The sequence below is a fragment of the Pseudomonas sp. Pdm06 genome (assembly GCF_014851795.1).
Taxonomy (GTDB): Bacteria; Pseudomonadota; Gammaproteobacteria; order Pseudomonadales; family Pseudomonadaceae; genus Aquipseudomonas; species Aquipseudomonas fluorescens_AA.
On the sequence record NZ_JACVAH010000002.1, the window covers coordinates 383,119 to 408,225 of the forward strand.

Here is a 25,107-nt window from a genome sequence, read left to right on the forward strand (position 1 = left end):
GGAAACAGGCAGCGATGATACTACGAACGCTTCTCAGTTGTATTGTTTGGGCCAGCGCTTATGGGGGGTAGCGAATGGCATTACATTGAAAGTGTGGCCTGCGCGTAAATGCCCGGGCCACACTGCAATTCAAACCAATTCAGCTAAAGATGCCGGATTGAAGCCCTTCAGGCTTGCGTATTCGCCTTTTTCCACTTTGGTGGCCCAATCCGTGTCACTCAGCAGAACACGCCCTACAGCGATCAGATCAAACTCCTCGCGCTCCATGCGCTCGATGAGCCGATCCAGACCCGCAGGGGCTGATCCCTTGCCGGCGAAGGCGTTAGTGACATCATTATCCAGCCCAACCGAACCGACGCTAATGGTTGTGGCTCCAGTGACTTTCTTCGCCCAGCCCGCGCAGTTCAACCCGTTCTCACCGTCAATTTCGGGGAACTCAGGTTCCCAGAAGCGGCGCTGCGAGCAGTGCAGGACGTCGACACCGGCCTCGACCAGTGGCAACAACCAGTCCTCCATCACCGCTGGCGTTTCAGCAACGCGCACCCCGTAGTCCTGTTGCTTCCACTGGCTGACGCGCATGATGATCGGGAATTGCGGGCCAACAGCCTGGCGAACGGCAGAGACGACCTCACTGGCAAAACGCGAGCGTTCCTTGATTGTCGGGCCGCCGTAGCGGTCGGTGCGCAGATTGCTACCAGACCAGAAAAACTGATCGATCAAATAACCATGGGCTCCATGGATCTCGACGGTATCGAAGCCCAGTCGCTTGGCATCCGCTGCGGCCTTGGCGAACGCTGCCACCGTGTCGGCAATGTCCTCTTCACTCATCGCCACACCACGCAGGTCACCTGGCGAAACAAGGCCCGACGGGCTTTCAACGGGAGCATCCGGCTCCCAGTCGTTGATGTAGCGCGTGGAGCCGGTGTGCCAGATCTGCGGTGCCATGCGCCCGCCAGCCGTGTGGACAGCATCGATCACGTTCTTCCATCCAGCCAGCGCCGCTTCGCCATGAAAAAAAGGAATGCCGGCATCATTGCGCGATGCTGGGCGATCAATCACGGTGCCTTCCGACAGAATCAGGCCAACACCTCCCTCCGCCCGGCGCCGGTAATAGGCAGTGCTCGCTTCACCCGGGATACCTTCGGGTGAGAACAGACGCGTCATCGGCGCCATGACAATCCGGTTTTTCAGTTCAAGCGACCGGATGGAAAAAGGACGAAATAAAATGCTGGTATCGGGGTTTGCCATCGGATGGACTCCATTTGCTTTCGGAAGCCATATAAGTATATTTTGTAAACCAAATGTCAATTAGGCACCTAGAGTCGCCTAGGTATACGTGAGGAAACTTCAATGCTGGAATTAAAGCCGCAATGTTTTTCGTCGGAGTGCCCAAGCCGGGCGCTGTTCGACCAAATCGCTGATAAGTGGTCGATGATGGTTCTGGCGGTACTCGATGACGGGCCGCATCGTTTTAACGCCATCAGACGTCGCCTGGAGGGCGTCACCCAGAAGGCACTTACCCAGTGCCTGCGGCGGTTGGAACGCAATGGTCTCGTCTCGCGCCAGATCATTTCGTTCTCGCCCGTGGCAGTGCAGTATGAGATCACCCCGCTGGGTCGAACATTGCAGCAGCCATTTCGCGAATTGCATAAATGGACGCTCGACAAACTGCCCGAAGTTGAAGCGGCCCGGTCGAAGTTTGACGAGGCCGCGGAGGTTAAGCTGGCGGAGTGATTCGGTTAGCCGCGCAAACTACAGTTTATAGTTCAATGTCATCAGTGCATTACGCGGCGCTCCATAACTGACAGTATCGAAATCGCCTTTCTGGGTTGCATATTTTTTATCAAACACATTGTTGACATTGATTGATAGGTCCATGTTCCTTGACAACTCATAACGCGCCATCAGTGACGTCAGCGCATAGGGGTCTTGTTCCGCTACCCTCGTGCTCGTACTGCTGCTCAAGAAGCGGCTTTGCCATCTGACGCCTGCGCCCAAAGTCAATTTTTCCAACATGCCGGGTAATTTGTACGTAGTGAACATCTGAGCGGTTGTGCGCGGTACCTGTGCGTTCAGCCTGGCGTCATTGCCATCCTTGGCTGTGAAAGCGGCGATGCCAGCGTAGATGTTCCAATTGGGAGCCACTTCGCCCTGCAGGTCAAACTCGACCCCGCGGGATTTAGTACCATCAACACCTTTGTAAGCTTGCGCACCGCCTGGCGTAAGAAGACTGCCATCCGGTTGTGCAGCGTTGTCCAGTTCAGTGTCAAACAATGCGACAGACGCATTCAATCGCCCCTCCAGGTATTCAGCCTTGAGGCCAATCTCTTTCGTCTTGCCTTCAGTCGGCGTGAGGACATTGCCATTGCTGTCTCGGAACGATGTTTGCGGATTAAATACACCGGTATAACTGATATAGACGGAGTACGTACTATCAATGTCGTATATCAGACCTGCATAGGGCGTGAACTCATTACTCTTTTTATAATTGAACGGCGTCCCACCTGCAGTCTCGTCGATCTCGTAGCGACTGAACCGCCCTCCGACAATCAATTTCAATGGGTCGGCCAATGAGAATCTCGCTGTACTATAGAAGCCGCGCTGTTTAACCTCGGTATCGGTCGGCATAGACGCCATTGCATCAAAGTCTGGCTTGGGGAAATGGTTATTCCAATTGTAGATATTGCCGGGTGTGAACCCTACAAAAAAGGGACTGATATCGTCTCTATTCGAGGTATACCGAGAACTCATAGCGCCCACTACCAGGTCATGTTGGCGCCCCATTAAATCGAAGGGACCGCTCGCCATCACATCAAAGGTGTTTTGACGGCTTTTCCCTTTGCCGGCCAGCGCAACCGGATAAGCACCATTAGGGAAAATGCCTAATCCAGTCTCTTGGTCGGGCGTACCAAACCCGCCCAATAACTGGGAGTCGTACTTAGTGCGGTACTGGTTCACCACACCGCGGACTTTCCAACCGTTATCGAACCGGTGTTCAAGTTCGGCAAAAGCAGTCTGCCGGGTACTGTCCCAGCGATTCCAGTCCGCGGCCAGGGATTTGGAGCGCGACCATTCTGCCTCTGAGCCGTTGCTGAACCAGAGAGGAACACCGCCCCATGTCGGTCGCTCAGGGGAACTGTTCTGATAGTCATACCCAATATCCAAAGTGGTGTCTTCGGTGAGATCTGCCTCAATGACCCCATAGAACGCTTGCTTTTGTGTTTGGTAACCATCGATGTAGGAGTGACCATCGTTATTGACCCCTACCATACGTGCACGGATACGCCCGTCGGTTGTCAACGGTACGGAAACATCCCCCATCTCTCGGAAACTGTCCCAGGACCCCGCACTGATAGAGGTGGAAACCGAGAACTCTGGCGTTGGTCTTTTGCGCACCAGGTTGACCGCAGCCGACGGATTGCCCGTGCCGGTAAGCAGCCCGTTCGCCCCGCGCACAATTTCGACACGGTCGTAAAATGCCGTTTCCAGGTCGCTGATGCCGCTGCCGTTTATGACATCACCGATGACGGCGGGTATGCCGTCATACTGAATGTTGTCGATCAGAAAGCCTCGGGAATAGAAACTCGTGCGTTGGCTATCTGATTGGTAAGACGAGACGCCAGTCGTGCTCTCCAGTACCCCCTGAACTGAATCCAGCTTTTGGTCGTCCATGCGCTGACGCGTTACCACGGAAACTGATTGCGGCGTCTCCCGCAACGTCAGCGGCAAGCGAGTCGCGGCCGTGGTCTGGCCGGTGGTGTAAAGCCCCGTCCCTTCCGTCGTGGTGGTATCGGCTGTCCTCGTCCCGCTTATTGTTACCGATGGGAGAATCATCACGCCTTGAGACTGAGTGCTCTCATCGGCTTCGACAGGGTCCTGCGCCATTACACAACTCGAACTACCTAAAAACACCAACAGCGCTGCAGTCACCGGGTTTGTCAGCAAACGCTCAGGCACGCAAGGGCGCCGCTCACCGCAGTAAGTCAACGAACTCCACATCAGCCATTCCTTATCAAGAAAAAACAGACAGCGGCCGACCGTCGAGAGACGGGTTTGAGAAAGGGCCGACAACTCAACCGGCACCAGGCCGGAGAACAGAAGTGACAAATCAATCTCAAGTGAAACTGATTTGCATTCGTTGTCGCGCAATCTAGCAACAAGCCGTCGTTGCCAGATATCGAAGGATGGCCAGATTATTTTCCAGTTCAGCCAATGTCAGCGATTGGCCGTTTTCCATCCGCCATGAGGATTGGTCAGTTTCGGATAGATCGCCTTCGAGCCCTTACAGGTCGTCAGGAAACAGGATCGACGGCACGGGCAATGCACCTGCGATAAGAGCGCTGGCTGAGCGGGCGGAGAGATATTGCACCGGCGGTTTGCCTACGGTTTTGCGGAACATCGTGATGAAGCCACTGGGGCCCTCATAACCCAGCTCCAATGCAACCGATTGGACGCTTTCGCCCTTGGTCATGCGTTGCAGCGACACAATTACATGCAATTGCCTTCGCCAACGTCCAAAACTCATCCCTATTTCCTGCAGCAAAAGCCGACTCATGCTGCGCTCACTCATGCCAATGCGAGTAGCCCACTCGCGCACCGAAACCTTAAGCGCGGGGTCGGCCAAGAGCATTTCAGCGAGCCTGCGCAGACGCGTGTCGCGAGGCATCGGCAAATGCAGGTCCTCCACGGGGGCTGCCGACAATTCGTCCAATAACGTTGCGATCAGGCGGTCTTCGCGCGCGACATTGACAGTGTCTCCCGAGAACCCCGCCGCCTTCAGCAGCAACTCACGCAACAGCGGTGATACGCCAATCGTGCAGCAGCTTTGCGGAAGATCCGGGGCGGCATCAGGTTCAACAAACAGGCAATAACATTCTGTCTCTCCTGAACCACGTGTCGCATGTGACAAACCACCGGGTATCCATACGGCACATTGTGGTGGAACGATCCAGACGCCCTCTTCTATTTCACAATTGAGGATGCCGCGCACGGAATAAAGCAGTTGCGCCTTACGATGTTGATGGCTGGCTTGCTCCCAATCCTTGCTCACCATCGAAGCGCTGAGGGCAACGACGGGCCGCGAAATGCTATCGACGTCCCATACGGCAACCCTGTCTTTTTTAGCAGTGTTCGCCATAGCAGATGTGCGCCCCACGCTAAACCCTCAAAAAATGAAAATGGCTGTTTTGAACAATATTGTGGCCAGCCTGTGCAATTAAGCCGGATCGCTTGCAGAGTATCCTGAAACCGCAGGACATCACAGAGGTTTGGCAACGTGTCGAAGGACTATAGAAATGCGTATAGACGCCACACAATTTCCGTTCGTTTGGCTGCAAAAAACCATACCGGGCCATAGCCAGGAAGAGTCACTTGCCGAGTTCGAAGCCGTGCTTGCTCGCAATGAACCCTTCGTATTGATCAGCAATGAAGGTCTGGACAAGGAGCAACCGGAACACTCGCCAGAGCAACTGAAACAAATAACCCTATGGATGAAGCGCCACAAAAGCGAACTCAAGCGTTATGTCAAAGCCTCGATTCATATCGAATCAAGTCTCGCCAAACGACTGGCAGGCAAAGCGTTCGCACTCGTGTATGAAAAATTTTGGGGTTATCCCATGCTCATCGCAACCACTGAAGATGAAGCCTTGGCGCTGGCGCGGAACTTATTGCAAGCAAAGGAAAAATAGCGGCGTCCCTGAACGCCGCTATTCATCAAGGGGGAGAACCCGTGATGTTTTATAGCAGCGAGATGGGGTAATTGATGAAAATCCGGTTTTCATCAAACTCATTAGTGCTGAAGTCCCGACGAATCGACGCATTGCGCCATTTCACGTTGAGGTTTTTCAGCGCGCCGCTCTGCACGGTATAGGCCAGTTCGGTTTCGCGGCCCCATTCCTTGCCGTCATCGACCGTGGCGGTGTGCACGTTGTCACCGCTGATGTAGCGGTTCATCAGGGTCAGGCCCGGCACGCCGACCGCGGCGAAGTTGAAGTCGTGGCGCAGTTGCCAGGATTTTTCCTTGGCGTTGTCATAGCTGGAGTTGTAGCTGTCGTTGGCCAGGGTGCCGCCGCTGGTGCCGTTGACGCGCATCCAGGCATCATCGCCGCCGACTTTCTGCAGGCCGACGTAGAAGGTGTTGCCGCCGTATTTGGCCGAGAGCATGGCGAACGCAGTTTTGTTGTCCAGGTCGCCGGCCAGGGCGCTGCCGTCTTCCTTGCCGATGAAGTAGCCAAGGTTGGCGCCCAGGGTCCAGTCGCCGATGGGCTGGCTGTGGGTCAGGTTGAAATATTGCTGCTGGTAGATATCGGACAGTTCCGCGTACCACACGCCGACCTGGGTGCGTTTTTCGTTGAAGGCGTATTCACCGCCACCGAAGTTGAAACGGTCGGACGTGAACGCGCCGCGGCCGTTCATGGACATGTCTTCCATGCTCGCGTCGTTGCGCGGGCTGTTGCCACGGAACTGGCCGCCGTAGAGGCTCAGGCCGTTGATTTCGGTAGAGGTCACTTGGCCGCCACGGAAGGTTTGCGGCAGGGACCGGCCGTCGTCGGAGCGCAGGATCGGCAGCACTGGCATCCACTCGCCGACCTTCAGCTCGGTCTTCGACACCTTGGCCTTCAGGGCCACGCCCAAACGGCCGAAATCGTCGGCCGGGCGACCGTCGTCATGCACCGGCAGCAGTTGCGTACCCGCGGTGCCACGGCCGCCGTCGAGCTTGACCGAGTACAGGCCCAGCACGTCCACGCCGAAACCGACCGTGCCCTGGGTGAAGCCGGACTTGGCGTCGAGGATGAAGTTCTGGGTCCATTCCTCGGCCTTGCCCTGGGCGTTGTTCGGGTTGGTGAAGTTACGATTGATGTAAGCGTTGCGCAAATTGAGAGTGGCCGTAGCGCCATCGACAAAACCGCTATTTTGATCGGCTTGAACAACAGCTGACGAACCTGCGCAGAACGCAAGAGTCAGGCTGATAAGGGATTGATGTGCAGGCACGCTGCGGACAGTAACCGGGTAGCGCATGATGTTTCCTCACAATGAGTTATTATTGTTTTTGTTGGGATTTTTAACTTATGACAACGCATGCACAGGTAGCCCGAAGAGCTAACTTCCAAGCGACCGAAGGAATTCCTTACCTAGCTCGTTATTGAGCAACTTGATAATTGTTTAATATCGCCTTAAGCAAAACCCGAGCGTGCGCAGACGCGAGCTAAACTCAATGCCTGTATGGGCACGCTCGTGGGGAATTGCGTGAGAACAACAAGTGAAAGTTAAAACGTACTCGAACGCTCGGCGATCAACCCGCACTCCCCGGCGTTTTGCAACGTGTGTATTCCAATTGATAGAGCGTGGTTTCCGGTCCCGTCGATTGCCCCTCCAGCAGCCGTTGCAGCTCGGCCACAAAAGACTCGCCGGCGACGCGAACGTAGTCAGGTGCGCAACCTTCGATCATGACGATCCAGGCCGGTATCTGGGTGCCTTCGGCACGGGCCTTTTTCTCTGCGGTTTCAACTTTGCTAACGGCCTCATCAGCCACACACAAATGCACGCCCGTAATACCCTGTTTATCCGCCAGGGGGGGCAGCACGCGTTGGCGTAATGCGTCTGACACCGATTTATGCAGCCCTTCGACAACATCGAAACGGACCGTTAACAGATACGCGCCCTGCCCCACACCGCTGGAGTAAGTGACTGCGCAAATGGATCGCGCGACATTGCGATAAGACTTCACCGACTGCTGGGTCCATGCCGTCGGACTGTTGAGGCGCGATAAGTAATCCTGTCCACCCAACACCTGCACAGAATCAGCCTCATAAAGGTTGAAATAAGTCGGTCCCGCATCCAAGGCGATGTATCGGCGTCCCCGCAAAAAGCCCGGAATTCCAGCCCGCTCAGGCATGTGCTCACGGTTATGCCACTCATAGAACTCGTCCCGCGCTTCGGGCAAAAGATCATGCCAGATCGCGACTACACCTGTTCCTGCAAAGCTCATAGCGTTTTTCCTTTAGCGATAGTCAGTCAACATTGGGATGGCGCCCGGCGACCCATGCAGCCCCCATTTCAGCAACGTAAGGAACCACGGTCTGAAATTGTTCACCCAGCCCTTGGCCACCGACACGCATGGTGTCACCCGCCTTGAGGAATACCGGTGGTTTCTGCCCGAGCCCCACACCTGGCGGCGTACCGGTAATAATGACGTCACCCGGCAGTAGTGGCATGAAGCGACTGAGGTACGCGACGATATGGGCAACGCTGAAGATCATCGTACGGGTATTGCCGGTCTGGAGACGTTTGCCATTCACGTCGAGCCAGAGGTCAAGTGCCTGCGGATCGGCAATCTCGTCACGGGTGACCAGCCAAGGTCCCAGAGGTGCGAAAGAAAAACCGCTTTTGCCCTTGGTCCACTGACCTTCGTACTCAAGCTGATAAGCCCGCTCGGAAACATCATTGGCCAGGCAATAACCGGCAACGTGATCCAATGCCCGCGACTCATCGATCTGCCAGGCAGGCGTACCGATGACGATGGCCAGTTCGACTTCCCAATCCAGCTTCTGAGCGCCCGTCGGCAAGATGACCGGGTCATTGGGGCCGCTGATGGACGCGGTGTGTTTGTTGAAGACCACCGGTTGGCTCGGGATTGGTGTATTCGTTTCAGCCGCGTGATCGGAGTAGTTCAGACCGATGCAAATCAGGTTCGGTACGCTGCCTACGCATGGACCAAGACGTGTGCCTGGCGCCACCACGGGCAGCTTTTCAACGTCAACCGCGCGCAGCTTTTCAAGCACTGACGGGCTCAGGGCCGCCGCATCGATGTCATCGACAATGCCCGATAGGTCCCGAACGATCCCTTGCGAATCCAAGATTCCCGGTTGTTCCTGCCCCGGTAAACCAAAACGAACTAAGCGCATTTGTTACTCCTCCAGCGTTGAGAAATGGACAGACAATGAGCCTGCTTCGCCGAACTGAACATGCAGTGGCTGGTTAACGGGCACATCGAGAACACCTGCATAGGACCCGGTGATAATCACCTGCCCTGCTTGCAGCCCTATCCCTTGTGTAGACAGAAAATTGGCCAGCCAGACGATCGGCAACAACGGATCCCCGTCCGGATGGCGGCCCTTGATTTTCAGGGGCTCCGACGTTGTATCGCTCAGGGTGATAGCCAGTTCAGAGGGCATGCTGGCAGGGTTCTGCAGCGTGATTGGCGCCCCAAGTACCAGACCATGATTGAATAGACCATCCGCGAGCAATTGCTCGAACGGCAGTGTGTGGGGATCGGTGTAACGGCAGTCGATCACTTCCAATGCCAAGCGCACGTCGCTGATCGCAGCAGCGATCTGTTCAGCGGTATAAGGCTCGACACGTGCCGGCAAATCATGGGCCAGGACGCAGGCCAGTTCGGGCTCGATGCGCGCCTTATCGGCGTCAGCGGCCAGCCGGTAACGTTCGCCTTCTACAATGCTGTCGCTGTAGATCGGGGCTACGATCCACTTGCCAGCCGGCGGTAACGCACACTTCCAGCCCCCGACGGTTTTTCCCGCCAATGGGCCCACGCGTTGCTGGATGGCAAAACCTTCTGCGAGGCTGCCTGGCAGGTTCTGGTCAGGCAAGGATGCCAGCCGTCCCCCCTCCAGCCGTGCACGGACCAGAGCGGCAGCGGCGACTTCCAGCCCTGCCCCCGCCTTGCCCCCTGCAGGTGCGAGTTGGCTCATACGCTCTCCGAATGCACGTTGTTCTGGCGCGGCCAAACCGTACCCAGCTTGTTGGCGGCCTCTTCCAGCAGGGCATGCAATTCGTCATAACGCTCGGGCTGCATACGCAACACCGGACCCGCGATACTCATCGTGCCGACCACAGTGCCGGATGGAACCAGCTTGACCGGTACGGCAATCGCCCAGACACCCGCCTCGGCTTCTTCAATGACCAAGCCATACCCGCGCTTTCGGGTCACTGCCAACTCGGCCAACAAGCCTTCGATGCTGTTGATCGCCTTCGGCCCGTGCCCCATCCCCGCGTCAGCTTTCCCCAGCCCGCTACGCAACGCATGCTCAATGGCCAGCTCATCGGACATTGTTGCCAGCCAGGCTTTGCCATTGGCGGTTGCATAGAGATTGATCGGTTTATCCATGGCCGGCGAATACATAAGCCCTGGCGCGGCGCCTTGGGCCGAAGACAACCAGGACAAGGTGCCCTCGTTGACCACCGTCAGCCGCACCAACTCATGACATTGAACAGCCACTTGCTCGATGATCGGCTGGACCAATTCAGGCAAGCCAATGCCATGTAAATAACGCTGCCCCAACAGTGCCAGCTTCAGTGTCAAGCGGTACTGCGAGGTGGCTTCATCCTGCTCCGCCCACCCTTGCTCGACTAATTGAGCAAGCACTCGATGGGCGGGCCCCTTCTCCAAGCCCAGCTCGGCTGCGATATCGGACATCCGCATCCAGCGAGCCTCGCGGGCCAGCAGTTCAATCGCCTCCAGGCAACGGTCAACAGCACCTTTAACGACTCTCATATTTTTCTCGACTTATCTTTGACAATGAGGTGGATTCGAGCAACATTGTTCGTACTGGAACCGTGTTCCAATAATATGCAGGCGTCCCCGGATAAGTCAAACCCGCTTGCACCGGATTGGCCTGATCGAGACAGAGCGGGCCACGCAGCCGGGTCTCCGGGACGTGGGACGCCTGACAGAGATAAAAACCGAACGCTTCGGCGTCCGGCTCTTTATCCATAGACAAGCGCCTGCGCATGTTCAATCTTTGCGGAAGAACGCCCAATGCCTCTCACCACCCTGCCTTACCTACAGAAGTCCGCGGGCAGCAAGATTGTGCATCATTGCCCGCAAGCCGAAAGTCCAGGGCGCAGCCTCATGGCTGTAGGTGACGGTGTTGCGCAGCGTGCCCAGCAACGGACTCCCGATGCTGACCTCGTCACCCTGCTTATGAGTAAAGCCGCTTCCCGGCTCCTCGCGATCCTGGGTAGGCGCAAACAATGTCCCGAGAAAAAGCATGAAGCCATCCGGGTACTGGTGATCACCGCCGACCGTCTGGGCCACGAGATCCAACGGGTCACGGCTGATCAGGGCCATGGAACTGCTGCCTTCCAGCGTAAAGCCGTCGTCGCCCCGGACTTGCAAATCCACGACACAGTTGCGCACGTCATCGAGCGTAAACGCTTCATCGAACAGACGAATGAACGGGCCGATCGCACAGGAGGCATTGTTGTCCTTGGCCTTGCTCAACAGCAGTGCGCTGCGGCCTTCGAAATCACGCAAATTGACGTCATTGCCCAAGGTGACGCCATGCACTTGGCCTCGACTGTTCACCGCCAGCACAATTTCCGGTTCCGGGTTGTTCCATTCAGACTTGCGATGAATGCCGATTTCGCTGCCACTGCCCACCGCGGCCAGAACCGGTGCCTTCGTGAAAATCTCCGCATCCGGGCCGATACCGACCTCCAGGTATTGCGACCACATACCCTGCTTGATCAGCACAGCTTTAAGACGCATCGCTTCTGGCGAACCCGGCTTGATTGCCCGCAGGTTATCGCCGATGGCTTCTTGCACCAGACGGCGGACACTTTCGGCTTTGGCGGCATCGCCTCGGGCCTGCTCCTCGATGACCCGCTCGATCATGCTGGACGCGAACGTCACCCCGGCCGCCTTGATAACTTGCAGATCTGCTGGAGGCAGCAGCGATGCCTTGCCGGGATCGGCATGGCTGCCGGTGTTCCCAAGCAATTGCTCGACGGTCCCGATGTACCTGCCTGTCGCCTGACGAACAACCAACAACGGCGAGGTGTGTTCCAGCAGTTCGCTGATTGTCGAAAAGGTTTCAGAAAGATCGAACACACCTTCATCGCGCAGCACCACCGGCGAGGGGCCGGCAATCGCCCCCGGGATCCAGGCACGGCCGATCAGCGTTCCGGCCAGGCCATCCACTGGCAGGGTGTTTTCGCGCGTCAGTTTCAAATTCGCCATGGAGCTTCCAGATCAGTTGGCCATCAGAGCCGTAAAACTAATGGACTGCCCCCGTAAATCCCAATGAAAGAATCTCACTCATCAATGCTGTTTCGTTATCGACAGACAAGGCCTTATCCGATGGAAAATGATCAAATTACTTTTGCCAGTGTCTCCCGATGGCTGAAGATCAAACATTTGGTACTGGTCAATAGCTTGGCCAAGACCCGCAACATGCACACAACCGCCGAACACATGAATGTCACGCAGCCGGCCATCAGTAAATTGCTGCGCGATCTGGAAGTTCTCCTCGGTTTTCCGCTGTTTGAGCGTCAAACGCGCAGCCTGGTTCTTACCGAACTAGGGGAATTCGTAGCCCGTTTTGCGCGTATTACCTTGGAAGACACGGAGTCGTTCGTCGACCAAGTCAACAAACTGCGAAAAGGCGGGCATGGTCATTTAAAAGTCGGCACCATTTTCGCCGCGACGTCAGTGGTGCTGCCTGAAGCCATTGCCAGCATAAAACGCGAGCGCCCCCTCCTTTCTATCGAGGTGATCGAACAAACCAGCAACCATCTGCTGGAAATGCTCGAACAAAAGAAACTCGATCTGATCATCGCGCGCTTCACCGATGAAGATTGTCAGCCGTTCGAATTTACGTCGCTGGGACCCGAACCCTTTTGTCTTGTCGTGAACAGCACACACCCTCTGTGCGGGCTTGAGGAGGTCCCCACTGAAGCGCTCAGTGAATGGCCATGGGTCATGTATCCCTTCAATACGCCGATCCGACAACGTATGGAGCGCGCTTTCAGGACGTTCAAGATCGCCCCGCCGACCAACACGGTGGAGACCATTTCGATGCAGACCTTCCTGCAGTTGCTTCAGTCCGGGCCAATGCTCGCCATGCTCCCCGAGTCCATGGTCCAGTCACAACTGCAAAATGGGCAGCTTCAAATCCTCAACACGCCCTTCAAAGTTGAATCCCAGGATTACGGGGTTATCACTCGCAAGGATGAGCCCCTGTCAGAGCCGACACGGACGTTTATTGCGACCTTGCTGGCGTTCGCCAAACAGCGGCAAACGGCTACAGAGAAGAGAGACCGCAGCCAGTTCAGAAAAAGTCGATGAGGCAAAGTTATCGAGCAATCGAAAGCTCTCATTAGGCAGCCATTTCCATGAATCCTATAGTGCCGGCACAAAAGTGCGGCGCTATTAGCGACCGCCCACCACCCAGCAGCCCGTGAGGATGCGATGGAACTGATCATGAAAACCGGCGCAGCAGCTGTGCTGCGTTTGAATCCGCTGGACGATGTGCTGATCGCACGCCGACCGCTACTCGTTGGCGAAATCCTTGAGCAGGAAGGCGTGACCATCCGGCAAGCGATCGTGCCAGGCCATAAAGTGGCTTCCCGACGTATCGAAGCCGGTCAACCGGTAAGGCGCTATGGGCAAATCATTGGTTTTGCTGTTGTCGACATAGAAGCAGGCGAGCATGTCCATGTGCACAATCTGGCCATGGGGGAATTCGCTCGAGATTATGCTTTCAGCGTCGATGCGAAGCCCAACGTCACGCCCAGTGAAGCCCCGTCGTTCATGGGTATCGTACGCCCGGATGGACGCGTCGCGACGCGCAACTACATCGGCATTCTTACATCAGTGAATTGCTCTGCCACAGTCGCCCGGGCCATCGCCGACCATTTTCGTCGGGACATCAATCCTGCTGCACTGCAAGCGTATCCAAACGTCGACGGTGTTGTCGCCCTGACACATTCCGCCGGCTGCGCCGTTGATCCAGCGGGCGACGGTTTGAGCATGTTGCGCCGGACATTGGCCGGCTATGCGACCCACGCCAACTTTGCGGCCGTGCTGGTGATCGGGTTGGGCTGCGAGACGAACCAAATCGACTCATTACTCACAACCCAAGGACTCACCCGCAGCAATACCCTACGCACATTCAACATCCAGGACAGTGGCGGTACATCCAAGGCCATCGCCAGTGGCATTGGCCACGTGAAACAATTGCTTGGCGAGGCCAACCAAATTCAGCGTGAACCGGTCAGCGCTCGCCATCTGACCGTCGGGCTTCAGTGCGGTGGCTCGGATGGCTACTCCGGCATTACTGCCAACCCAGCGCTGGGCAACGCGGTGGATCGCCTGGTCGCCTGTGGCGGTACCGCGATTCTTTCCGAAACCCCGGAAATATACGGTGCCGAACACTTGCTGACACGGCGGGCTGTCAGCCGTGAAGTCGGCGAAAAACTCATCGCTCGAATTCATTGGTGGGAACAGTACTGCGAGCGTATGGGGGCCGAACTAAACAATAACCCCTCTGCCGGCAACAAGGCCGGTGGCTTGACCACCATCCTGGAAAAATCACTGGGCGCGGTGGCAAAGGCTGGCTCGAGCAACCTGATGGATGTCTACGAATACGCCCAGGCCGTCACGGCCAACGGGCTGGTTTTCATGGACACCCCAGGCTATGACCCGGTCTCGGCAACCGGTCAGGTCGCCGGTGGCGCGAACCTGATTGCGTTTACCACCGGGCGCGGATCGGCCTATGGCTGTGCCCCTGCCCCGTCAATCAAGCTGGCGACCAATAGCGCCTTATGGGCGCGTCAACGTGAAGACATGGACATCAACTGCGGCGAAATAGCCGAAGACACGTTGACCATCGAGGCGTGCGGTGCAGCGATCTTTGAAACCATGCTGCGCATTGCCTCGGGCGAACGCAGCATGAGCGAACAACACGGATACGGACAAAACGAGTTCGTGCCTTGGCAGATCGGCGCCGTCACCTGACTTTCAGTCCTCGGGACGCCTTGCCCCTCTATCACATGCACTTTCAACCTGGAGACAACCATGTCCCTCATCACCGGCCAGAACTTTATCGGCGGTCAGCGCAGCGCCGTCGGCACCATCATCGTCAAGAGCGTGGATGCCAGCACGGGGGAAACCTTACCCTATGCCTTCCACCAGGCGACTGCGCAAGAAGTCGAGGACGCGGCTCATGCAGCCTACAACGCTTTTTCCAGCTACCGCACCCTGAGCGCGAACAAACGGGCTGAATTTCTCGATGCCATTGCGCAAGAGCTAGACGCTTTGGACGATGAGTTCATTGCGCTGGTTTGCCGGGAAACAGCACTGCCTGTCGCTCGCATCCAGGGCGAACGCGCACGTACCAGCGGTCAAATGCGTCTGTTTGCAAACGTGCTGCGGCGTGGTGACTTCTATGGGGCTCGCATCGACCAGGCACTACCCCTTCGCAAGCCGTTACCACGTCCTGACCTGCGCCAGTACCGCACCGCAATCGGTCCGGTCGCTGTGTTTGGTGCCAGTAATTTCCCGTTGGCTTTCTCCACGGCGGGCGGCGACACCGCCTCCGCGCTTGCGGCGGGTTGTCCAGTGGTATTCAAAGCCCACAGCGGCCATATGGCCACCGCAGAACAGGTCGCCAACGCGATCATCCGGGCGGCCGAGCGCAGCGGCATGCCCGCCGGCGTTTTCAACATGATTTATGGCAGTGGCGTAGGCGAAGCCTTGGTAAAACACCCGCTCATCAAGGGCGTTGGTTTTACCGGCTCGCTCAAAGGCGGTCGAGCGTTGTGCGATATGGCCGCCGCTCGCCCCGAGCCCATTCCAGTCTTCGCCGAGATGTCGAGCATCAACCCGGTCGTGATCCTGCCTGAGGCACTCTCGCGTCGAGCCGACAGTATCGCTCACGATCTTGCCGCGTCGGTGGTTCAAGGTTGCGGGCAGTTTTGCACCAATCCCGGGCTGGTAGTGGGTATTCGCTCGGATGCTTTCACTGCTTTTCAGGACAGAGTGGCAGCGTTGATGAACGACCAACCGGCACAGACAATGCTCAATGCGGGCACCCTGCGCAGCTACGCGGCTGGCTTGCAGAACCTGCATGCGCACCCCGGCATCGCGCACCTGGCTGGCAGCAACCAACAGGGTCACCAGGCCCAGCCACAGTTGTTCAAGGCCGACGTAGCGTTGCTGCTTGACGGCGACAAGGTTCTTCAAGAAGAAATCTTCGGCCCCACGTCCATCTTCATCGAGGTCGCTGACCAGGCCCAACTCAATGCTGCCATCAATGCCCTTCACGGACAATTGACCGCCACCTTGATTGGCGAGCCAGAGGACCTTACGCAATTCGCAGAGCTGACTGCTTTGTTGGAGACGAAGGTTGGTCGCATCCTCATCAATGGCTATCCAACGGGTGTCGAGGTCTGCGATTCAATGGTGCACGGCGGCCCTTACCCTGCCACCTCCGATAGCCGTGGCACCTCAGTCGGCACCTTGGCCATCGACCGCTTCCTGAGACCAGTCTGCTTCCAGAACTACCCGGACGAGTTGCTTCCCGATGCGCTCAAGAACGCGAATCCGTTGAACATTTCGAGGCTCGTCGACGGCTGTCTCTCGAGAGATCGCTTGTAGTTGGCAAATGTGAAAGGCGGCGTACGACGACGGTAAAACCTGTCGTTGGCATCATCGCTCTCCCTAGGAAGCCATAGTGCCGAGAGCTTGACGCTTCGCAGCCTGTTCATCCTCTTTACAACTATTCGCTCTATTGCATGAGCGGGTTCCAGCGTGCTCGCTCGGCGAGCCGACGCACCCCGCAGATAACCAGCGCCATGCCTTGATCGGCCAAAGGAACTCCCTTGACAAGGTGGCGAATCTGGTAACAGAATTACTGATGGAACGACGTTACAATAACAACAATCGAGAATCCGGAGACATGTCATGAGCCAAAGCATTCAAGGCGATCCACACTCCAAGCGTCAGTCTAAAAAGGCCGCAGCGAGCGGCTGGATAGGCTCGGCGCTGGAGTACTACGACTTTTTTATCTATGCCACCGCGGCAGCGCTACTTTTCCCACAGCTGTTCTTTCCGTCAGACAACCCCACGGTTGGGATCATCATTTCGCTGGCCAGCTTCGGCGTTGGTTATATTGCCCGACCGATAGGCGCTGTGGTCTTAGGGCACATGGGCGACCGACACGGACGCAAGACGGTGCTCGTCTACTGCATGTTCCTGATGGGCGCGTCGACGATGTGCATCGGTCTGCTTCCTACCTATGCACAGATTGGTATCTGGGCTCCTGCCCTATTGATACTGCTGCGTCTGATTCAAGGTTTTGCGGTCGCGGGTGAAGTGTCTTGCGCCAGTTCCATGACCCTGGAACATGCGCCTGATGGGCGTCGCGGTTACTTCGCAAGTTTTACCCTTCAAGGCGTCCAAGCCGGGCAACTGCTAGCCGCTGCGGTTTTCCTGCCTCTTGCCCAGTTCATGCCAGCCGATCAGTTTGCTTCGTGGGGCTGGCGGATTCCATTCCTGCTCAGCGCAGTGGTGCTCGTCATGGGATGGATCATTCGGCGTCAGGTTCATGAGGCTCCGATCTTCACTGAGGCGCAGACACAGACCGAGCCCCGTAAACTACCTGTGATCGAAGTGCTCACGCAGAGTTGGGGCGATCTGCTACGCGTCATCTGCATGGCGCTCTCCGCGGTACTTGCAATCGTCGCCTCTGTATTCGGTGCGACCTACGCAGTGCAGCCCGCCTACGGCATTGGATTTCCTTCTGGCTTATTCATGTGGATACCAGTGCTAGGCAATATATGCGCAGTTATCCTTATCCCCTTCGTTGGTAAGCTCTCCGATAGAATTGGCCGCAAGCCTCCGGTGATTGTTGGCGTTCTGTGCGGCGGCATATTGTCATTTGGCTACCTCTATGCGATCAGCATTCACAATATGTGGCTTTCGCTGGTTCTATCGCTGCTCATGTGGGGTGTGGCTTACCAGGGCTTTAATGGTGTGTTCCCGAGTTTGTTTCCGGAACTGTTCCGTACACGGGTACGTGTTACCGGCATGGCCATTGGACAGAACATCGGCGTGGCATGCACAGCGTTTCTGCCGGCCCTTTTCGTATCTGTTGCGCCTCCCGGTAGCGATAATATCCCTCTAAAAATCGGGGCACTGACTTTTGGCATCTGTTTAATCTCCGCTATCGCCGCTATTACCACCCGGGAAACCTTCCGGATTCGTCTGAAAGACCTCGGTGACCCCAATGCTGTCCCGATGTCAGAGGAGGAGTACGAACAGGTGCGGGAAAAATCCAATCCCAAGTCAAACGCCAATGCCTCCGATCAAGCATTCAAAAAATCAGCACCGGTGATGCGCTCCTGACGACCGCCCCCCTTCACCACCGCCACGCTGCTCAGTTTTTCTGCACAGCGCTTCGAGCAGCACGGCAGTGGATACGCACGCTCTGTCAGGGGGGATTCCGATATCTGCATACCGGCAACTGGCGTGCAATAGCCAATGACAAGTAGGTTGACATGCATCCACGCATCACAGGCACCACGCGTATATATGGATTGATCGGTGATCCACTCAGGAGCGCCAAGTCTCCAATGCTGTTGAATAAGTTGTTTGCCGAAGCACAGGCTGACGCCGTCTGCATTCCATTGGAGATAGGTACGGGGGACCTGGTTGAGTTTGTCAAAGGCGTGCGAGCCGTGCGCAACCTCGCTGGACTTCTGGTGACCATGCCGCACAAGCAGAGCATGCTGGACATCGTGGATGAGCTCCACCCTACTGCGCGCCAGATCGGCGCAATCAACGTCGTTCGTTGTGACAATGACGGGCGCTGGGTGGGCGCCGTGTTCGACGGACTGGGCTGCGTAGCGGGCATGCAGCGCCACGGAGTTTCCCTGGTGGGAAAATCTGTTCTGCTTATAGGCGCTGGCGGCTCGGGACGGGCAATCGCGTTTGCCGTTGCCGCTGCTGGCGCACGATCACTGGTCATTTCAGACCTGGATCCGCACCGCGCCTCGGACCTTGTACACCGAGTTGCCAAAGAGGGTCCGTGTGCTGTGTATGCAGGCCCAGCTGACCCAGCAGGTCATGACATCGTGATCAATGCCACTCCACTCGGCATGAACCCTGATGATCCAATGCCTATAGACGCAACGCGGCTGGACCCAGCGACGGTGGTGGTCGATATCATCACCAGGTCCGAGCCGACTGCCTTGCTGCTTGAGGCGCAATCGCGCGGCTGTCAAACCCTTGATGGCCAGCCTATGCACGTAGGCCAAGCCCTGCTGGCATTGAGTTTTCTAGGTTTCGAAGATATCGAGCGTCGCTACTCGACTGAATTGTAAGGGTCCGGTACAACCTACCCTGCCTCCCCTCTTCATAACCCGAACCAAAACGGTTAACGATGTGCACTGCCCCGGCATGTGCACATTTTCGTGCGCCTGTTGAAATTGCACCTCACCTCAGACGCCACACGTCGCCATTCAGTAAAACGAAACCAACTTCCGTTCGTAATCACGTCGTGCTAGCCTACTACGCACCCTCGGAAACGTGGCTCGTGCGCTGTTACATTCGGGCTTGATCCGCACCCCGAGGGCACCGGCAAGTTCGTCAAACATATTTGTTTATAAGGAATGAATGTTTGAAAGTCGTTCTTCTGGAAGTAAGCCACTGGCACACCCCGCTCTACCTTGATGCCCTTGAGCGTCTGCCCGATGTGGCCGTCACGGCGGTATCCGACGCCACGGGGTCGCGGGGGCCCGCCCTCGCCCAGCGCTTCGGAGCGCGACGCTACGATCACTGGAAAACCCTGCTCGATAACGAAGAGGCTGATTTTGCCTTCGCCTTTGGCCCGCACGACGAGTTGCATGCCATGGGCAAGGCATTGGTCGCGCGCAACATTCCGTTTGCGATGGAGAAGCCCTGCGGGCTTACCCAGCATGAAGTACTGGACCTGCACCAACGCGCCGAAGCCGCCGGCGTGTTCGCGGCGGTGCCGTTGGTTTGGAGGCACAGTGAATTACTGAACCGCGTCAAGCATGCGGCGTTGCAGAGTGGTGCCAAATGGAGAACCCAGTCGTTTCGATTCAACGCCGGCCCGCCCGGACGCTACTTGACGAACAGTTGCGCCTGGATGCTTGACCCGAAACGCTCGGGTGGCGGATGCACGATCAACCTTGCCCCTCATTTCGTCGATCTGGCGCAGCAAATGTCCGGAGAGCGCATATGCAGCGTGTCCGCCGTCATGCACCGCGACCCGCAGCTGGCCACCGTAGAGATCGCCTCAATGATGACCCTGGTGACCGAGAGCGGCTGCATCTGCACCATCGAAACTGGCTACAATTACCCGGCTAACACGCCCGAGCAACGGGAGTACTCGTTTTCATTGTCAACCGATCAGTTCTACGTGCGTTCGACCCCGGATGGCTTGCGGCTGATCGACGCGGTTGGAGAGGCAAGTGACCTGACCATGAGCCTGAACTCTGACGTGTATTACGACAATTTCGTAACCGATGTCCTCCCCCCTGGCCGTGAGACAGCGTATACCGGTGCCGGACTTGCAACCATGCACCACGTCATGCGCATCATCGAGGCGGCCTATGAGTCAGACCGCCTCGGCGGCATTCCCATTACACTCCAGTACCCCTGACACGACGTTGGCTGGCCATTGCTGGCAAAAAAGAGGATTTAAAAATTGTCACACATTGGCCGCTACTTCAACACCTTGGAACTGCTGCTGTCCCACCCGGACGGTCTCGCCCTGTCTGAAATCGGCGAGCGAACCCAAGTTGCCATGGCCACGGCCCACCGCATATTGAGCGCGCTGCGAGAAAGAGGCTACGTTTACCAGGACGAACAGGATCATTACCGCCTGACGCTGAAAATCCCCAGCATGGGCGTGAACTTCATCTCTGAAACGGGCTTCGCCAGGATCATGCAACCCTTGCTCAACGAGCTGGCCAGCGAAACCGGCGAGCATGTCCGCTTGGCGGCAGTTGCAGAGGATCATCTGACCTGGGTGCTGCAAGCCACGCAAAACACCAGAGGGCTGCAGTACCGCCGAGCCCTGGATGAAAAAATCATTCCCCACACAACCGCGGCGGGCAAAGTATGGCTTTCCACTATGCGCGATGAACGCGCCATGCGAATTCTCGCCGCCTGGGACATCGAGAACAGCCGAGACTACGCGGGGCCCAATGCGCGCGTTTCGATTCGCGACATCTTTGATGACATCGCTCAGATCCGCAAAGAGGGACACGCAGTCGTTCGAGAAGAAGGTGAAGTGGGTGTGTGTGTCGTGGCGGTTGCTGTATTCGATACCTCGCGGCCAGACAACTTGGGCCCGGTGGCCACACTGAGCGTCGCCGGCCCCATCGCACGCATGCGGGAGGAAACCCTGAGCGCTCATATCGAACACTTGAAACGCTCGGCAATCAGGGTAGGCGAATGCTGGTCGCTCTGGGCTTCGGTCAGTGGTGATGATTCGCTACCTCTGCAGTAGTATCACGCACACCGTCGCGATCATGACCGGTTCCAGCAGGCCGAAACCTGCGCCCCCCCATGATCGCGCGCGTATTGCTGGTGTAAACGCTGTCACCTGGACCCGTTGCGGGCCTCAAGGGCTACTTGAACGATCCGGTCGCAGGCGGTAGCGACAAGCGACCGGTGGGCGATTACGGAATTTTCCAGCCCTTGGCACGCAGATCCTGCACACCCTTGTTCAGCTCATACAAAGCATTTTCTTCGCGGATGATTTCCAGTACGCAGTTTTCAATACCGCAGGTCGCGTGAACAGCCTCTCCCAGCCCGATAAAGTCCACTACACCGGTGCCGACTGGATCATGCCCCCACACGTCCGTCCCCGTATCGGACACATGCACAAAGTCGATGCTGGCGTGATAAGCCAGCAGACTCGCCACCGGATCTTCACCGATGTAAGCCGCATTGGCGATGTCGTAGACGACCCTGACCACATCGTCGTTGAGGGTACCTACAACCTTCGCCAGTTCCGGCATGGTGGGGGTAAAGCAATACGGAGTGTTCTCCAGCAGTAAGCGTACGCCGGCCTGTTTCGCCAGCGGAATCAGGGCAGCCAGGCTTTCGTACATCCAATCGTAGGTCTTCTCGAGCGGCGGGGAAATCATTGGGCGCCTGGTGCCGGGGGATATCACCACTTCCTGAGTATCCCAAGCGGCAGCCAAGTCAATGACCGACTTGATGTGCTCGATGCTCTTCTGACGCATATTCGCGGCGGGACTGGCCAGATTGAGGTCATAGCCGCCGGCGTTGAGGGACCTGATCTTCGCACCGTATTCATGAAGACGCGCCCTTGCGGCAGAACGGTCTGCGGCCGAGAGCTCTACCGGCCAGCAATGTGGCGAGCTGACGGGGACTTCGAACACGCGATGCCCGTGCTCGGCCAACTGCGCAATCGCATCAATTGCCGTGGATGACCACAGATAGGAAAACGTGCTGATGATCATATCGAAACATCCTTTCAGTTGAGTATTCGCTGGAGTGAAGCGGGCCATTCGTATTATGGATTTTGTACCTGACCACTATCGCTAGCTGAAAAACGCGACGATGGATGAATCTGGATAGCGACAGCCACTTAGTGGCAAGGGTATTTGACTGCAAAAAAACGATATCGGAATCAAATTCCATTGTCAATTTGATTGCAAAGCGAAATCTATTTTCGTACTTTACAAGCCTCTTTTACCTCAATGTCTAACTATAAGAAGGAGTGCCCAATGAGAGCTTTGGTCAGTGGCGGTAGTAGCGGTATCGGTGCGTCTGCATGCCTGAGGATCGCGGAAGCGGCCCTTGCCCGAGGCTCGCAGCCGAAAATTGCGGTATGCGGGCACACACCCACTACTGCTCAGGAAGAAGTCGTTCGATCCATCGAGGCCATGGGCGGCATCGCCATCGCATTGTTAGGGGATCTCGGCGACCCTGAGGTCCCAAGCCAGCTTGTGGCAGCTGCAGTAGCGGAGTTCGGCGGGCTCGACGCGTTGGTTGCGAATGCCGGCATCGCCAGCCCTGGCACAATCTGTGATTTGTCCATTGCGGACTGGGACGACATGTTTTCCGTCAATCTTCGCGGCGCATGGTTGCTTGCCAAAGCCAGCTACCCGCATTTGCGCGAGAGCCGAGGTTCGGCGTGCTTTACCTCGTCGATGTCTGGCCAGACTCCCCATGCTGGCTCAGGCGCGTACAGCCCCACCAAGGCAGCCTTGACAATGCTGGCCCAGACGCTCGCGCTGGAGTGGGCTCCTGACGGGATCCGTGTCAACGTGGTGTCCCCAGGAATGACCCGTACGCCGATGTCGGAAAAAATGTATACCGACCCCCAGATCAAGAAAGCACGGGAAGCAATCATTCCGCTGGCCAGAATCGGTGAGCCCGTGGATATCGCGAACGTGATCGAATTTCTCATCAGCCCTTTATCGGCATATGTCACGGGCCAGGATATATGTGTGGATGGTGGCTTCTCCAAATCGATACTGAGCCATATCCCTGGGCGACCGAGCTCCAAGTCATAAGCACAATTGCTTTGGAGTGAGTTCAGCGCTCAGGTCGGATGGTGTGTCGACCAAACGACGCGAGCTGAGTGTAAGCGAGGCCGTACGGGCTTAAGTGTTACGTGCGGCTTCGACCGGCAGTACCGCTCTGGTTGAACCTTGTTCCAAGCGCCATCGATACTGCACAGGTTCCTATAGCTTATGACTCCCCAACCCCAAATACCGCTGCGGTGCCACTTTGCGCAGTCGCGCCGCCAGAAACACACCCGCCAGCAAGGCTGCGGGAATGATCGCGCAGAGGCCATATGACAAGGCCTTGCTCGCGCCGGTCAGCACATCGAAATGCACCACCGCGATGACCAGGACCGCCAGCAGGGCCACGCAAGAAAAGCCGGGGAAAATCCGCCCACGCCAGATCCCCAGCTTGAGTTCGGGGTGGCGCTGGGCAAAGACCCAGACCGCTGCGGAAGTCAGCGCCATCAGCAAGATCACGCACAACGTCGCCAGGTTGGACAGCCAGGCGAACAGTTGCAGGATCGGATCGGCATCCATGGCGGCGAAAATCAGTACCACCACGGCGGAGATCAAGCTCTGCAACGCCGAGCCCATGTGCGGACTCTGGTGGACGCGATGGGTGGTGCCCAACCGGCTGGGCAGCAAACCGTCACGCCCGATGGCATAGAAGTAACGGGCCGCGGCATTGTGGAACGCCAGCAGCCCGGCATAGATGCTGACCATGAACAGCACGCGGATGACCTGGGTCAGGTGCGGGCCGACAAAGTGGTCGGACATGCCATAGATAAACGTCGTCGGGTCCTGCAAGGCCTGAAGCGTGGAGACGATTTTGTCCGCGCCCACGCCAATCACCATCGACCAGACCGACAGCGCGTAGAACCCGCCGATCAGCAAAACCGAACAGTAGGTGGCGATCGGGATCGTGCGTTGCGGGTTCCTGGCCTCTTCGCCATAGATGGTGGTGGCCTCGAAGCCGATGAACGCCGCGAAGCAGAACAGCAAGCCGATCGACGGCGTGCCGCTGAATACGTGACTGCGATCGAACGCGTCGAGATTGATCCCGCTGTCCCCACCGGTCCTGAGAATGGCGAAATCCAGGAGCAGGATCGCCAGGTATTCGGCGATCACAATGACCGACAGCACCCGGGCCGACAGATCGATTTTGCGGTAGCCGAGGATCGCAACGCTGGCCATCGCCATCAATGAGTACGACCACCAGGGCAATACCAAGCCGAAGACGCTCTCCATCGTGCCGCTGACCACGCCCCCGAACATGCCATACAGTCCGACTTGCAGGATGTTGTAGGCAAACATCGCCAGCACCCCTGCCGCGCCACCGGCCAAGCCACCCAAGCCGCGAGAAGTGAAGGCATAGAAACCGCCGGCGTTGGTCACGTGCCGGGACATGGTGGTGTAGCCCACCGAAAATGCCAGTAACACCAACAAGGCCAGGATCAGCAACGCCGGTGTGCCGGCGCCGTTGCCCAGCATGATGCCAATGGGAAAGCCGCCGGCGATGACGCTCAAGGGGCTCGCCGCCGAAACCACGAAGAAGATGATGAAGCCGACACCCAGGGCCCCACGCTTGAGCTCCGTGGAGCTGTTGACCGGGAGAGGTACACTCATGTTTTCTTGACCTTATTGTATGAGGCAGTCGCTGTAGGATCGGTGCAGTCAATCGCTCGCCGTCACCGGATAGCGTTATTGTTCGTGTCGCACGCTGGACTCGATCCTATGCCTGCCCCCGAACACCCCATTAGCCCAAATCGGTAATCGGCACATTCCCCTCGAAAA

Annotated in this window: 21 protein-coding genes; 10 read left to right on the top strand and 11 right to left on the bottom strand. The window is 57.1% G+C overall.

What is annotated here, in order from left to right; translation table 11 throughout:
- Positions 1-129 precede the first annotated feature (129 nt).
- A complete protein-coding gene (locus IB266_RS04860; RefSeq protein ID WP_192260379.1) occupies positions 130-1,248 on the bottom strand; it encodes an NADH:flavin oxidoreductase in 1,119 nt (372 codons plus the stop codon).
- 102 nt (positions 1,249-1,350) lie between these two features.
- Between IB266_RS04860 and IB266_RS04865 the strand changes: the two genes are divergently transcribed.
- Positions 1,351-1,734: a winged helix-turn-helix transcriptional regulator gene (locus IB266_RS04865; RefSeq protein ID WP_060742479.1), complete on the top strand. Its 384-nt coding sequence runs from the start codon at positions 1,351-1,353 to the stop codon at positions 1,732-1,734.
- An 18-nt stretch (positions 1,735-1,752) separates the two neighbouring features.
- On the opposite strand, the gene IB266_RS04870 is transcribed toward IB266_RS04865, so the two are convergent.
- Both IB266_RS04870 and IB266_RS04875 read right to left on the bottom strand, forming a co-directional pair.
- Positions 1,753-4,149 carry a TonB-dependent siderophore receptor gene (locus IB266_RS04870; RefSeq protein ID WP_225613411.1) on the bottom strand — a complete coding sequence of 799 codons (2,397 nt, stop codon included), beginning with the start codon at positions 4,147-4,149 and terminating at the stop codon, positions 1,753-1,755.
- Between the two features lie 133 nt (positions 4,150-4,282).
- Positions 4,283-5,137, bottom strand: a complete 855-nt coding sequence (locus IB266_RS04875) for an AraC family transcriptional regulator (protein WP_192260380.1) — start codon at positions 5,135-5,137, stop codon at positions 4,283-4,285.
- 157 nt (positions 5,138-5,294) lie between these two features.
- Between IB266_RS04875 and IB266_RS04880 the strand changes: the two genes are divergently transcribed.
- Positions 5,295-5,687, top strand: coding sequence for a hypothetical protein (locus IB266_RS04880; RefSeq protein ID WP_192260381.1), 393 nt, complete (start codon positions 5,295-5,297; stop codon positions 5,685-5,687).
- A gap of 49 nt (positions 5,688-5,736) precedes the next feature.
- Here IB266_RS04880 and IB266_RS04885 read toward each other — a convergent pair whose 3' ends face one another.
- The 6 genes from IB266_RS04885 to IB266_RS04910 all read right to left on the bottom strand — a co-directional run bounded on the left by IB266_RS04885 (position 5,737) and on the right by IB266_RS04910 (position 11,977).
- Positions 5,737-7,017: an OprD family porin gene (locus IB266_RS04885; protein ID WP_192260382.1), complete on the bottom strand. Its 1,281-nt coding sequence runs from the start codon at positions 7,015-7,017 to the stop codon at positions 5,737-5,739.
- 274 nt (positions 7,018-7,291) lie between these two features.
- The gene (locus IB266_RS04890; protein WP_192260383.1) at positions 7,292-7,987 is read right to left on the bottom strand and encodes a DUF4286 family protein; all 696 of its coding nucleotides are present in this window, start codon (positions 7,985-7,987) and stop codon (positions 7,292-7,294) included.
- 22 nt (positions 7,988-8,009) lie between these two features.
- Positions 8,010-8,903: a fumarylacetoacetate hydrolase family protein gene (locus tag IB266_RS04895; RefSeq protein WP_192260384.1), complete on the bottom strand. Its 894-nt coding sequence runs from the start codon at positions 8,901-8,903 to the stop codon at positions 8,010-8,012.
- Between the two features lie 3 nt (positions 8,904-8,906).
- Positions 8,907-9,707 (bottom strand): 2-keto-4-pentenoate hydratase, encoded by an 801-nt coding sequence (locus IB266_RS04900; protein WP_192260385.1) that lies wholly within the window; start codon positions 9,705-9,707, stop codon positions 8,907-8,909.
- Positions 9,704-10,510, bottom strand: a complete 807-nt coding sequence (locus tag IB266_RS04905) for an IclR family transcriptional regulator (protein ID WP_192260386.1) — start codon at positions 10,508-10,510, stop codon at positions 9,704-9,706. The genes IB266_RS04900 and IB266_RS04905 overlap by 4 nt, the downstream gene beginning before the upstream one ends.
- A gap of 288 nt (positions 10,511-10,798) precedes the next feature.
- Positions 10,799-11,977: a fumarylacetoacetate hydrolase family protein gene (locus IB266_RS04910; protein WP_192260387.1), complete on the bottom strand. Its 1,179-nt coding sequence runs from the start codon at positions 11,975-11,977 to the stop codon at positions 10,799-10,801.
- 120 nt (positions 11,978-12,097) lie between these two features.
- On the opposite strand from IB266_RS04910, the gene IB266_RS04915 reads away from it, so the two are divergent.
- The 7 genes from IB266_RS04915 (at position 12,098) to IB266_RS04945 (ending at position 21,278) form a co-directional block, all read left to right on the top strand.
- Complete coding sequence (locus IB266_RS04915; RefSeq protein WP_192260388.1) at positions 12,098-13,084, top strand: LysR family transcriptional regulator; 987 nt, start codon at positions 12,098-12,100, stop codon at positions 13,082-13,084.
- 123 nt (positions 13,085-13,207) lie between these two features.
- On the top strand, positions 13,208-14,755 hold the full coding sequence (locus tag IB266_RS04920) for a UxaA family hydrolase (protein ID WP_192260389.1): 1,548 nt from the start codon (positions 13,208-13,210) through the stop codon (positions 14,753-14,755).
- 60 nt (positions 14,756-14,815) lie between these two features.
- A complete protein-coding gene (locus IB266_RS04925; protein WP_192260390.1) occupies positions 14,816-16,396 on the top strand; it encodes an aldehyde dehydrogenase (NADP(+)) in 1,581 nt (526 codons plus the stop codon).
- A 306-nt stretch (positions 16,397-16,702) separates the two neighbouring features.
- On the top strand, positions 16,703-18,145 hold the full coding sequence (locus tag IB266_RS04930) for an MFS transporter (protein WP_060742491.1): 1,443 nt from the start codon (positions 16,703-16,705) through the stop codon (positions 18,143-18,145).
- A 152-nt stretch (positions 18,146-18,297) separates the two neighbouring features.
- A complete protein-coding gene (locus IB266_RS04935) occupies positions 18,298-19,122 on the top strand; it encodes a shikimate dehydrogenase family protein (RefSeq protein ID WP_192260391.1) in 825 nt (274 codons plus the stop codon).
- A 296-nt stretch (positions 19,123-19,418) separates the two neighbouring features.
- Positions 19,419-20,426 carry a Gfo/Idh/MocA family protein gene (locus IB266_RS04940; RefSeq protein ID WP_192260392.1) on the top strand — a complete coding sequence of 336 codons (1,008 nt, stop codon included), beginning with the start codon at positions 19,419-19,421 and terminating at the stop codon, positions 20,424-20,426.
- 45 nt (positions 20,427-20,471) lie between these two features.
- Positions 20,472-21,278: an IclR family transcriptional regulator gene (locus IB266_RS04945; RefSeq protein WP_192260393.1), complete on the top strand. Its 807-nt coding sequence runs from the start codon at positions 20,472-20,474 to the stop codon at positions 21,276-21,278.
- Positions 21,279-21,450: 172 nt separating this feature from the next.
- Here IB266_RS04945 and IB266_RS04950 read toward each other — a convergent pair whose 3' ends face one another.
- Positions 21,451-22,260 (bottom strand): sugar phosphate isomerase/epimerase family protein, encoded by an 810-nt coding sequence (locus tag IB266_RS04950; protein ID WP_192260394.1) that lies wholly within the window; start codon positions 22,258-22,260, stop codon positions 21,451-21,453.
- A gap of 267 nt (positions 22,261-22,527) precedes the next feature.
- On the opposite strand from IB266_RS04950, the gene IB266_RS04955 reads away from it, so the two are divergent.
- Positions 22,528-23,319: an SDR family NAD(P)-dependent oxidoreductase gene (locus IB266_RS04955; RefSeq protein ID WP_192260395.1), complete on the top strand. Its 792-nt coding sequence runs from the start codon at positions 22,528-22,530 to the stop codon at positions 23,317-23,319.
- Positions 23,320-23,490: 171 nt separating this feature from the next.
- On the opposite strand, the gene IB266_RS04960 is transcribed toward IB266_RS04955, so the two are convergent.
- A complete protein-coding gene (locus IB266_RS04960) occupies positions 23,491-24,939 on the bottom strand; it encodes an APC family permease (RefSeq protein ID WP_060742497.1) in 1,449 nt (482 codons plus the stop codon).
- Positions 24,940-25,107 lie beyond the last annotated feature (168 nt).

What these genes read in the sequence shown, in the direction of transcription:
- IB266_RS04955 (WP_192260395.1), top strand. Translation starts at nt 22,528, where the DNA reads ATGAGAGCTTTGGTCAGTGGCGGTAGTAGCGGTATCGGTGCGTCTGCA.
- IB266_RS04860 (WP_192260379.1), bottom strand. Translation starts at nt 1,248, where the DNA reads ATGGCAAACCCCGATACCAGCATTTTATTTCGTCCTTTTTCCATCCGG.
- IB266_RS04905 (WP_192260386.1), bottom strand. Translation starts at nt 10,510, where the DNA reads ATGAGAGTCGTTAAAGGTGCTGTTGACCGTTGCCTGGAGGCGATTGAA.
- IB266_RS04890 (WP_192260383.1), bottom strand. Translation starts at nt 7,987, where the DNA reads ATGAGCTTTGCAGGAACAGGTGTAGTCGCGATCTGGCATGATCTTTTG.
- IB266_RS04920 (WP_192260389.1), top strand. Translation starts at nt 13,208, where the DNA reads ATGGAACTGATCATGAAAACCGGCGCAGCAGCTGTGCTGCGTTTGAAT.
- IB266_RS04930 (WP_060742491.1), top strand. Translation starts at nt 16,703, where the DNA reads ATGAGCCAAAGCATTCAAGGCGATCCACACTCCAAGCGTCAGTCTAAA.
- IB266_RS04950 (WP_192260394.1), bottom strand. Translation starts at nt 22,260, where the DNA reads ATGATCATCAGCACGTTTTCCTATCTGTGGTCATCCACGGCAATTGAT.
- IB266_RS04885 (WP_192260382.1), bottom strand. Translation starts at nt 7,017, where the DNA reads ATGCGCTACCCGGTTACTGTCCGCAGCGTGCCTGCACATCAATCCCTT.
- IB266_RS04895 (WP_192260384.1), bottom strand. Translation starts at nt 8,903, where the DNA reads ATGCGCTTAGTTCGTTTTGGTTTACCGGGGCAGGAACAACCGGGAATC.
- IB266_RS04960 (WP_060742497.1), bottom strand. Translation starts at nt 24,939, where the DNA reads ATGAGTGTACCTCTCCCGGTCAACAGCTCCACGGAGCTCAAGCGTGGG.
- IB266_RS04880 (WP_192260381.1), top strand. Translation starts at nt 5,295, where the DNA reads ATGCGTATAGACGCCACACAATTTCCGTTCGTTTGGCTGCAAAAAACC.
- IB266_RS04865 (WP_060742479.1), top strand. Translation starts at nt 1,351, where the DNA reads ATGCTGGAATTAAAGCCGCAATGTTTTTCGTCGGAGTGCCCAAGCCGG.
- IB266_RS04900 (WP_192260385.1), bottom strand. Translation starts at nt 9,707, where the DNA reads ATGAGCCAACTCGCACCTGCAGGGGGCAAGGCGGGGGCAGGGCTGGAA.
- IB266_RS04875 (WP_192260380.1), bottom strand. Translation starts at nt 5,137, where the DNA reads ATGGCGAACACTGCTAAAAAAGACAGGGTTGCCGTATGGGACGTCGAT.
- IB266_RS04915 (WP_192260388.1), top strand. Translation starts at nt 12,098, where the DNA reads ATGGAAAATGATCAAATTACTTTTGCCAGTGTCTCCCGATGGCTGAAG.
- IB266_RS04925 (WP_192260390.1), top strand. Translation starts at nt 14,816, where the DNA reads ATGTCCCTCATCACCGGCCAGAACTTTATCGGCGGTCAGCGCAGCGCC.
- IB266_RS04910 (WP_192260387.1), bottom strand. Translation starts at nt 11,977, where the DNA reads ATGGCGAATTTGAAACTGACGCGCGAAAACACCCTGCCAGTGGATGGC.
- IB266_RS04935 (WP_192260391.1), top strand. Translation starts at nt 18,298, where the DNA reads ATGCATCCACGCATCACAGGCACCACGCGTATATATGGATTGATCGGT.